Consider the following 6,638-nt stretch of genomic DNA (forward strand, 5'->3'; position numbering starts at 1 on the left):
GGACCGTCTCGGGAGTGTCCGCTCATCGGCAGATACGGACGTTCGCGACCGCGCGATATGCGGCATTCGCGGATGTTGACGGCTAGGGGCGAATCGCCGTACGGACGAGGTCGGCGACGGCTTTGGATCTGCTGTGTGGTGGCCAGGCGATGACAGTCGTCACGGTCGGTGCGTCCGGCACGCGCACGATGGCGTGATCGTCGCGGAGCTGGGCTCGGAGCGACTCCGGCATGACCGCGCAGGCCCGTCCGAGCGTGATCAGCTGGGTCAACTGGGTATGGTCGCGAACCTGTGGGCCGGGGCCGTCCGGATAACTTCCATCCGGTCGAGGCCAGCGCGGCAGGGGCAGGTCCGTTATCGCGTTGACCTCGGCCATCGACAGGTGCGGTCGGTTGGCGAGTGGGTGCCCTGCGGGCAGGACCACGATCTGCTGTTCGGTGTGTAGATCCTCGGTGTCGAATCCGGCCGTCGTGTCGTAGGGCCGGTGGAGCAGAGCAACGTCGGCACGTCCGTCGCGGAGCAGGCTTTCCGGTTCGCCGGGCCCGCACAGCACCACCTCGACTGCGACAGCGCAGGGATCGGCGGCGTAGGCGTTCAGCAGCTTCGACAACAGCTCGCTGGACGCCCCGGCCTTGGCGGCCAGCACCACACCGGGACGGTCGGCAGCGGCGCGGCGGGTGCGGCGCTGCGCGGCTTCGACCGCTTCGAGAGCGAGCCGGGCCTCCCGCAACAGCACCGACCCGGCCTCGGTCAATATGATCGCGCGGGAATTACGGTGCAGCAGAACGACTCCGAGCCGCCGTTCCAGCTGCTGGATCGCCCGCGACAGCGGTGGTTGCGCCATCGCGAGCCGTTGTGCCGCCCGCCCGAAGTGCAACTCCTCGGCGACGGCGACGAAGTATCGCAACTCCCGCGTCTCCACCATGTCATCGTATCCGGCGCTCACCACCACCAATACCCGTGCGGTATCGCCGCCCACCCGATCGGTCTTGGACGCCCCACCCGAGTTCGCAACATGATCAACGGCATGAGTGAACGGACTATCGCGCTGGTGACCGGCGCGAACAAGGGCATCGGATACGAGATCGCGGCGGGCCTTGGCGCCCTCGGCTGGCGAATCGGTGTGGGCGCGAGGGATCGACAACGCCGCGAGACCGCGGTGGAGAAGCTGCGCGCGGCCGGAACCGATGCGTTCGGCGTGCCACTGGACGTGAACGACGACGCGAGCGTCGCCGCCGCGGCCGACCTGATCGCCGACCATGCCGGAGGGCTCGACGTCCTGGTCAACAACGCCGCGATCACCGGCGGTATGCCACAGACACCCACCACGGTCGAACCCGCGACCGTGCGAGCTGTCGTGGAAACCAACGTGATCGGCGTCATCCGGGTCACCAACATGATGCTGCCGATGCTGCGCCGCTCGGCGTCACCGCGAATCGTCAACATGTCCAGCAGCGTGGGCTCGCTCGCCGTGCAGACCACGCCCGGCATCGACATGGGCCCGGTTCCAGTGGCGTACTCGGCATCGAAGACCTTCCTCAACGCCGTCACCATCCACTACGTCAAGGAACTGAGCGACACCGACATCCTGATCAACTCCGGCTGCCCCGGTTTCACCGCCACCGACCTCAACGGCTTCCGAGGCGTCCGCACACCACAACAGGGGGCGGCGATCGCGATTCACCTCGCGACCCTGCCCGACGACGGACCGACCGGCGGATTCTTCGACGATGCCGGAACAGTGCCGTGGTGACGGGCACCGATGCGAACCATTCCCGTTGTCGAGGTCAGCCGCGCGTCGTACGCCGGAGGAGAAGCACGACAATCACACCGGCTACACATCCAATATTCGGCAGTTGAGTGCGTTCATCGGCTGGTGCCGCAGCCCTCGGGATCGCGCGCGTCGCGGCATGAGAGTGCGAACCACAAGGACGACCATTCCATTCGATCCTCGATCACGGGTCGTGACAATGGGTCCGTATCTATACTACAAGTAGTAGTAGTAGTAGTAGATACTGCCGCATGAGGAGTAACGATCAACAGCAACCGAAACCTTCGACAGCGAGTACAGCCGCTGGTCCGGGCCACCGCGTGGTCGCACGCGGCAACCCGAACCGCGATCGGAATCAGCATCCTCGCAAGACCTGCCGTCGCGGACACCTGGGTCGGCGCGACCGAGAACGGCTCGGCAACGGTGCTGCGACCGGCCTTCGCAGTGCGCGACGCCGTTCTCGGTGTCGGCACGCTCTGGGCACTGGCGACCGGCAGGCCCATACGCCATTGGTTCCTGATCGGCACCGCGGTCGAAGCTGTCGAACTCACGGCAATCGCACGCAACCGCAGCGAATTACCGCCGACACTGACGAACAAAGCCTGGACGATGGCGACCGCCGCCGGACTTCTCGGCGGTACTCTGGTCGCCACGCTGCTCGATGAGAACATCTAGACGAGTACGACGGACGCCAGGCCCACTGTCGCGGTGGTCCTCGATTCGGCATGAGCGAACCTTCGCGAACGCGCGGCCTGCGGGTGCGTTGGGTAAGCCCGGAACGCTGAACACCGCGCTATTCGTAAATCGCCGCCGCGTTCAGAGCGCGAGCGAAGAAGGTCCAGTCACCGTTGCGGGGCAACTCTTTTCCGTGGTTCTGGTACCAGCCATTCGAGTCGTCCACCCATGCACCCAACGCCTCCAAGAACGACTCGAGGGTGAGGTTGTTCCACCGATCGCGATGTTCGAGCAGGTTGATTCGAAGGTCGCCGACGCACGCCGCGAACTCGGCTCTGGTCATGATCTCGTCATCAGGTGAGAGCGGCATCGGGGGAATGATAACGGGCCCCCGCCGGAGACCATGGTCGGTTCCATCGGCGCGATATGCGGCATCGCAGTACGTTGCCTCGGTGAATACCAAGCCGAAATACTCGCCGGATTCGGTGGATTCGCGACAACTACGCGGACGAGGGCATCTGGCTCCTCGTCGAACTCGATGACGATGGTTGGCCGAACCGGCAGGTCAATCTGCGAGGTTCAGACGGTGAGCCCGTCACCGCCGCAGCGTTAGGAGAGGTGATGCATGCACGAGATCGTGGGGGAACCCACCGGTTGACAGGCAGCAGAATGTGGGGACTACGAGGCTCATTCAGGCGGTCGTGTAGAAGTGTAGGGTCAGCTCGCCGACGCGGTAGATCACGATCTTCGCGAGCGTGCTCGGTCTAGCCGCGAGGCACCGGACGCTGCGGCGAACGTGTCTCGCCCGCAGGATTGGCCAAACACCGTTCGAGGGCGCCGAACGCTTCGAAAACTTCGGGAGCTTCGAAGGCACGGTTACGGCGTCCGACCGTCGATTGCCGCAGGATTCCGGCGTCGATGAGCCGCTCGATCGCGGTGTTGGCGGCGGGAAAGCTGCGCTCGACAAGGGCCGCGGCGGTGGCGACGGTGATGATCGGCGCGCCGACGAGATGCGGAAGCAATAGGGCGGCAGCTGAATCCGCTCGTAATGGCGCGACTCGCGCGCGCCATCGCGTCAACAAGGCGGCGGTTCTCGCCTCGAATACTGTGGCGTCGACGACTGCCTGTGTACACGCCGCGGCGAACCTGCCGATCCAGGCATTGGCGCCTTCCGTAGCCGCGGCGGTATCGGGTGGACCGAGGTGACGAAACGCGGTGAGGCCATCGATGTAGCTGCGGGTCGCCGTGGCCAAGACGAGCGAAACCGGCGCGATCACTCGCTCGGAGAGTCCTCGGCGACGGAGCACGAGGTGGATCAGAACACGTCCCGCACGCCCATTGCCGTCGACGAAGGGGTGGATCGTTTCGAACTGGGCGTGGGCGATCGCTGCCTGCGCGACCGCGGGCAGGTCGTCGGTGTTGACGAACGCGATCAGGTCCGCTATCAACTCCGCGACGAAGCGCGCCGGTGGTGGCACATACGCAGCCGAACGCGGGTTGTAGGAACTGCCACCGATCCAGTTCTGCTGATCCCGGTACCTGCCGCCGTGAGAGGCGAGGTGCGTGCCAAGCATCAACCGCCGATGCACGTCGGTCAGCACCTCAGCGGCGATTTCCTGACCGCGCGACACCGAACGTACGCCCAGTGCCATCGCGTCGATGTTCGCCAGCACTTCCACCGCGGTGACGTCCGTGGACACTCCGTCGAAGGACGCCGCGGCCTCGGCGCGCAGCAACCGTCGTGCGCCGATTTCGAGGCCTTCGATGCGAGAGGAGGCGACAGCCTCGGCGCGCAGCAGCAGTCGCGACAGCACCTCGGCATCGGACAACGCCGTCGCGTCCCGATCGAGCCGGGCAATGGCGATCTCGGCATCCGCGACATCGGCGGCCGTTGCGCCATCGAAGGTGAATGCCCTGCCCATCAGCGGATCCGGTAGGTAGGCATCAAAAGAACCGGCGCTTCGGTCCCGACGGGACAGCCCGCCACGATCAAGGGCACTCTCCCAACGACAGGACAGTAACTCGGCCAACTCACACCTCCTTATTAAAGTTTATCAGTCAACCTTTAATAAGTGCCTCGCTCGACATCGGATTCGGTCGAACCGGGAGGGGGTGTGGGCCGTTGACAAGGAAGGAGCCGGTCGGCGTGCGTCGCGGACCGGGCGGCCTCACCAACTGAATCGGAGAACCACCGATGACCATCAACGATTTCTCGCTGAACCGCCGCGCCGTCGTCGTGGGCGCGGGTGTACTGGCCGCCGCGGGGACGCTGACCGCGTGCGGTACCTACGAGAAGAACGACGTGGCACCCGTCGGGGCACCCGGACTCGGGAAACCCGCCCGCGCGCTGATCAAGGCGGCGGATGTGCCGGTGGGCGGCGGAGTGATCGTCGGCGACACCGTCGTCACCCAGCCGGCCGCGGGCAATTTCGTCGGGCTCTCATCGACTTGCACCCACGCCGGATGCAAGGTCGCCACCGTGGCGAACGGCACCATCAACTGCCCCTGTCACGGGAGCAGATTCGGGCTCGACGGGGCGGTGCGCGGTGGTCCCGCAACCGCGCCGCTACCCGCCAAACCTGTTCGCGTCGAGGGAGATTCGATCGTTCCCGGGTAACCCGAACGCAGACCACACCCGCACCGCGGCATCGCCGCCGGTGCGGGTGTGGCGATGCGATCAGCCTGCGGCGTCCATCATTTCGGACATGCGGCGTTCCATTTCCTCGGGGCTGACGTCTTCGATGTGGGTGGCCACGGTCCAGCGGTGGCCCCACGGGTCTTCGAAGGCGCCGCTGCGGTCGCCGTAGAACTGGTCGGTCATGGGGGTGGTCGCGGTTGCGCCCGCGGTGAGCGCCGCGGCGAAGGCGGCGTCGGCGTCGGCGACGTAGACCATCAGGTTCACCGGGGAACCGCCGACGGCCTTCGGGTCGATGAAGCCGATCTCGGGGACCGGGTCGCCGACCATCAGTACCGAGTCGCCGACGAGCAGTTCACTGTGGACGATGGAACCACCGGGGCCATCCATCTTCATGCGCACGGTCGCGCCGAAGATCGCGGTGTAGAAGTCGATCGCCGCAGCCGCTCCCGCGCACGCCAGCCCGGGACAGATCCGCGGATAACCGTCAGGGAAGGGTGAAACATCAGACATCGGATACCTCCGTGTCGAAAGTGATGCTAGGACGAACCCCAGCCTATTCCCCAGGCATGGCCGGGGAAAGGTCATCGCAGCTGTGGCCTTCCGGTCGGGCCGCAAGACTGGTAGAACTTGTTTCAGCTTATAGAACTTGTTTCAGTTTTGCTGTCGAAGTCGGAGGGCCTGGACGTGCGGTACGGGGTTGTGTTGTTCACCAGTGACCGGGGCATCACGCCCGCCGATGCGGCGAAGGCCGCCGAGGATGCGGGATTCGACGCGTTCTACGTCCCCGAGCACACCCATATTCCGGTGGTGCGCGCCGCGGCCCATCCGCAGACCGGGGACTCCTCGCTGCCCGACGACCGGTACCTGCGCACCCTCGACCCGTGGGTCGCGCTGGCCACCGCCGCCGCGGTGACCGAGCGGATCACCCTGTCGACGGCGGTGGCGTTGCCCGCCGAGCACCACCCGATCACCCTCGCCAAGACCATCGCCTCCCTCGATCACCTGTCCGGTGGGCGGGTGGAGCTGGGTGTCGGATTCGGTTGGAACACCGATGAACTCGCCCACCACGGCGTTCCCGCGAACAAGCGACGCACGGTGTTGCGCGAGAACCTCGACGCGATGCGGGCACTGTGGTCGCAGGAGGAAGCCGAATTCGCCGGTGACTTCGTGAAGTTCGGGCCGAGCTGGTCCTGGCCGAAGCCGGTGCGGGCCGGGGTTCCGGTGTTGCTCGGAGCGGGCGGTACCGAGAAATCGTTCGGTTGGCTGGCGGCCAATGCGGACGGTTGGATCACCACCCCGACCGAAGGTGACCTGGGCGCCAAAGTCGAACTTCTGCACCGGGTCTGGAAGGACGCGGGCCGCGAGGGCACCCCGAGGGTGATCGCGCTGGCCGGTCGTCACGATGCCGAGCAACTCGCCCGCTGGGCCGACCTCGGCGTCACCGAGGTGGTCTTCGGTCTTCCTGATAAGAGTGCCGACGACGTCCGTGGGTATCTCGGCCACCTCGGCGGGAAACTCGCCGTCGCGGCATAACTCCGCACCGGTTTCAGCCGT

Annotated in this window: 8 protein-coding genes; 4 read left to right on the forward strand and 4 right to left on the reverse strand. The window is 65.9% G+C overall.

Annotated features, from left to right (window positions below; all coding sequences use genetic code 11):
- Positions 1-82: 82 nt before the first annotated feature.
- Complete coding sequence (locus ACFXKN_RS23290) at positions 83-925, reverse strand: LysR family transcriptional regulator (RefSeq protein WP_379433832.1); 843 nt, start codon at positions 923-925, stop codon at positions 83-85.
- Between the two features lie 102 nt (positions 926-1,027).
- On the opposite strand from ACFXKN_RS23290, the gene ACFXKN_RS23295 reads away from it, so the two are divergent.
- Together ACFXKN_RS23295 and ACFXKN_RS23300 are read left to right on the forward strand one after the other, a co-directional pair.
- The gene (locus tag ACFXKN_RS23295) at positions 1,028-1,753 is read left to right on the forward strand and encodes an SDR family NAD(P)-dependent oxidoreductase (RefSeq protein ID WP_378969558.1); all 726 of its coding nucleotides are present in this window, start codon (positions 1,028-1,030) and stop codon (positions 1,751-1,753) included.
- A 441-nt stretch (positions 1,754-2,194) separates the two neighbouring features.
- Positions 2,195-2,446: a hypothetical protein gene (locus tag ACFXKN_RS23300; protein WP_378969561.1), complete on the forward strand. Its 252-nt coding sequence runs from the start codon at positions 2,195-2,197 to the stop codon at positions 2,444-2,446.
- Between the two features lie 118 nt (positions 2,447-2,564).
- Here ACFXKN_RS23300 and ACFXKN_RS23305 read toward each other — a convergent pair whose 3' ends face one another.
- On the reverse strand, positions 2,565-2,816 hold the full coding sequence (locus ACFXKN_RS23305) for a hypothetical protein (RefSeq protein WP_378969564.1): 252 nt from the start codon (positions 2,814-2,816) through the stop codon (positions 2,565-2,567).
- Between the two features lie 394 nt (positions 2,817-3,210).
- Positions 3,211-4,368, reverse strand: a complete 1,158-nt coding sequence (locus tag ACFXKN_RS23310) for a Fic family protein (RefSeq protein WP_379433799.1) — start codon at positions 4,366-4,368, stop codon at positions 3,211-3,213.
- Between the two features lie 272 nt (positions 4,369-4,640).
- Between ACFXKN_RS23310 and ACFXKN_RS23315 the strand changes: the two genes are divergently transcribed.
- On the forward strand, positions 4,641-5,063 hold the full coding sequence (locus ACFXKN_RS23315; protein ID WP_378969574.1) for a ubiquinol-cytochrome c reductase iron-sulfur subunit: 423 nt from the start codon (positions 4,641-4,643) through the stop codon (positions 5,061-5,063).
- 60 nt (positions 5,064-5,123) lie between these two features.
- On the opposite strand, the gene ACFXKN_RS23320 is transcribed toward ACFXKN_RS23315, so the two are convergent.
- Positions 5,124-5,594, reverse strand: a complete 471-nt coding sequence (locus ACFXKN_RS23320; RefSeq protein WP_378969577.1) for a VOC family protein — start codon at positions 5,592-5,594, stop codon at positions 5,124-5,126.
- A gap of 174 nt (positions 5,595-5,768) precedes the next feature.
- Between ACFXKN_RS23320 and ACFXKN_RS23325 the strand changes: the two genes are divergently transcribed.
- A complete protein-coding gene (locus ACFXKN_RS23325; protein ID WP_379433800.1) occupies positions 5,769-6,617 on the forward strand; it encodes a TIGR03619 family F420-dependent LLM class oxidoreductase in 849 nt (282 codons plus the stop codon).
- Positions 6,618-6,638: the final 21 nt, after the last annotated feature.

The sequence above is a fragment of the Nocardia sp. NPDC059195 genome (assembly GCF_042754695.1).
GTDB lineage: Bacteria > Actinomycetota > Actinomycetes > Mycobacteriales > Mycobacteriaceae > Nocardia.

Coding starts and splice junctions, on each gene's coding strand:
- ACFXKN_RS23290 (WP_379433832.1), bottom strand. CDS start 925: ATGGTGGAGACGCGGGAGTTGCGATACTTCGTCGCCGTCGCCGAGGAG.
- ACFXKN_RS23295 (WP_378969558.1), top strand. CDS start 1,028: ATGAGTGAACGGACTATCGCGCTGGTGACCGGCGCGAACAAGGGCATC.
- ACFXKN_RS23305 (WP_378969564.1), bottom strand. CDS start 2,816: ATGCCGCTCTCACCTGATGACGAGATCATGACCAGAGCCGAGTTCGCG.
- ACFXKN_RS23310 (WP_379433799.1), bottom strand. CDS start 4,368: ATGGGCAGGGCATTCACCTTCGATGGCGCAACGGCCGCCGATGTCGCG.
- ACFXKN_RS23315 (WP_378969574.1), top strand. CDS start 4,641: ATGACCATCAACGATTTCTCGCTGAACCGCCGCGCCGTCGTCGTGGGC.
- ACFXKN_RS23320 (WP_378969577.1), bottom strand. CDS start 5,594: ATGTCTGATGTTTCACCCTTCCCTGACGGTTATCCGCGGATCTGTCCC.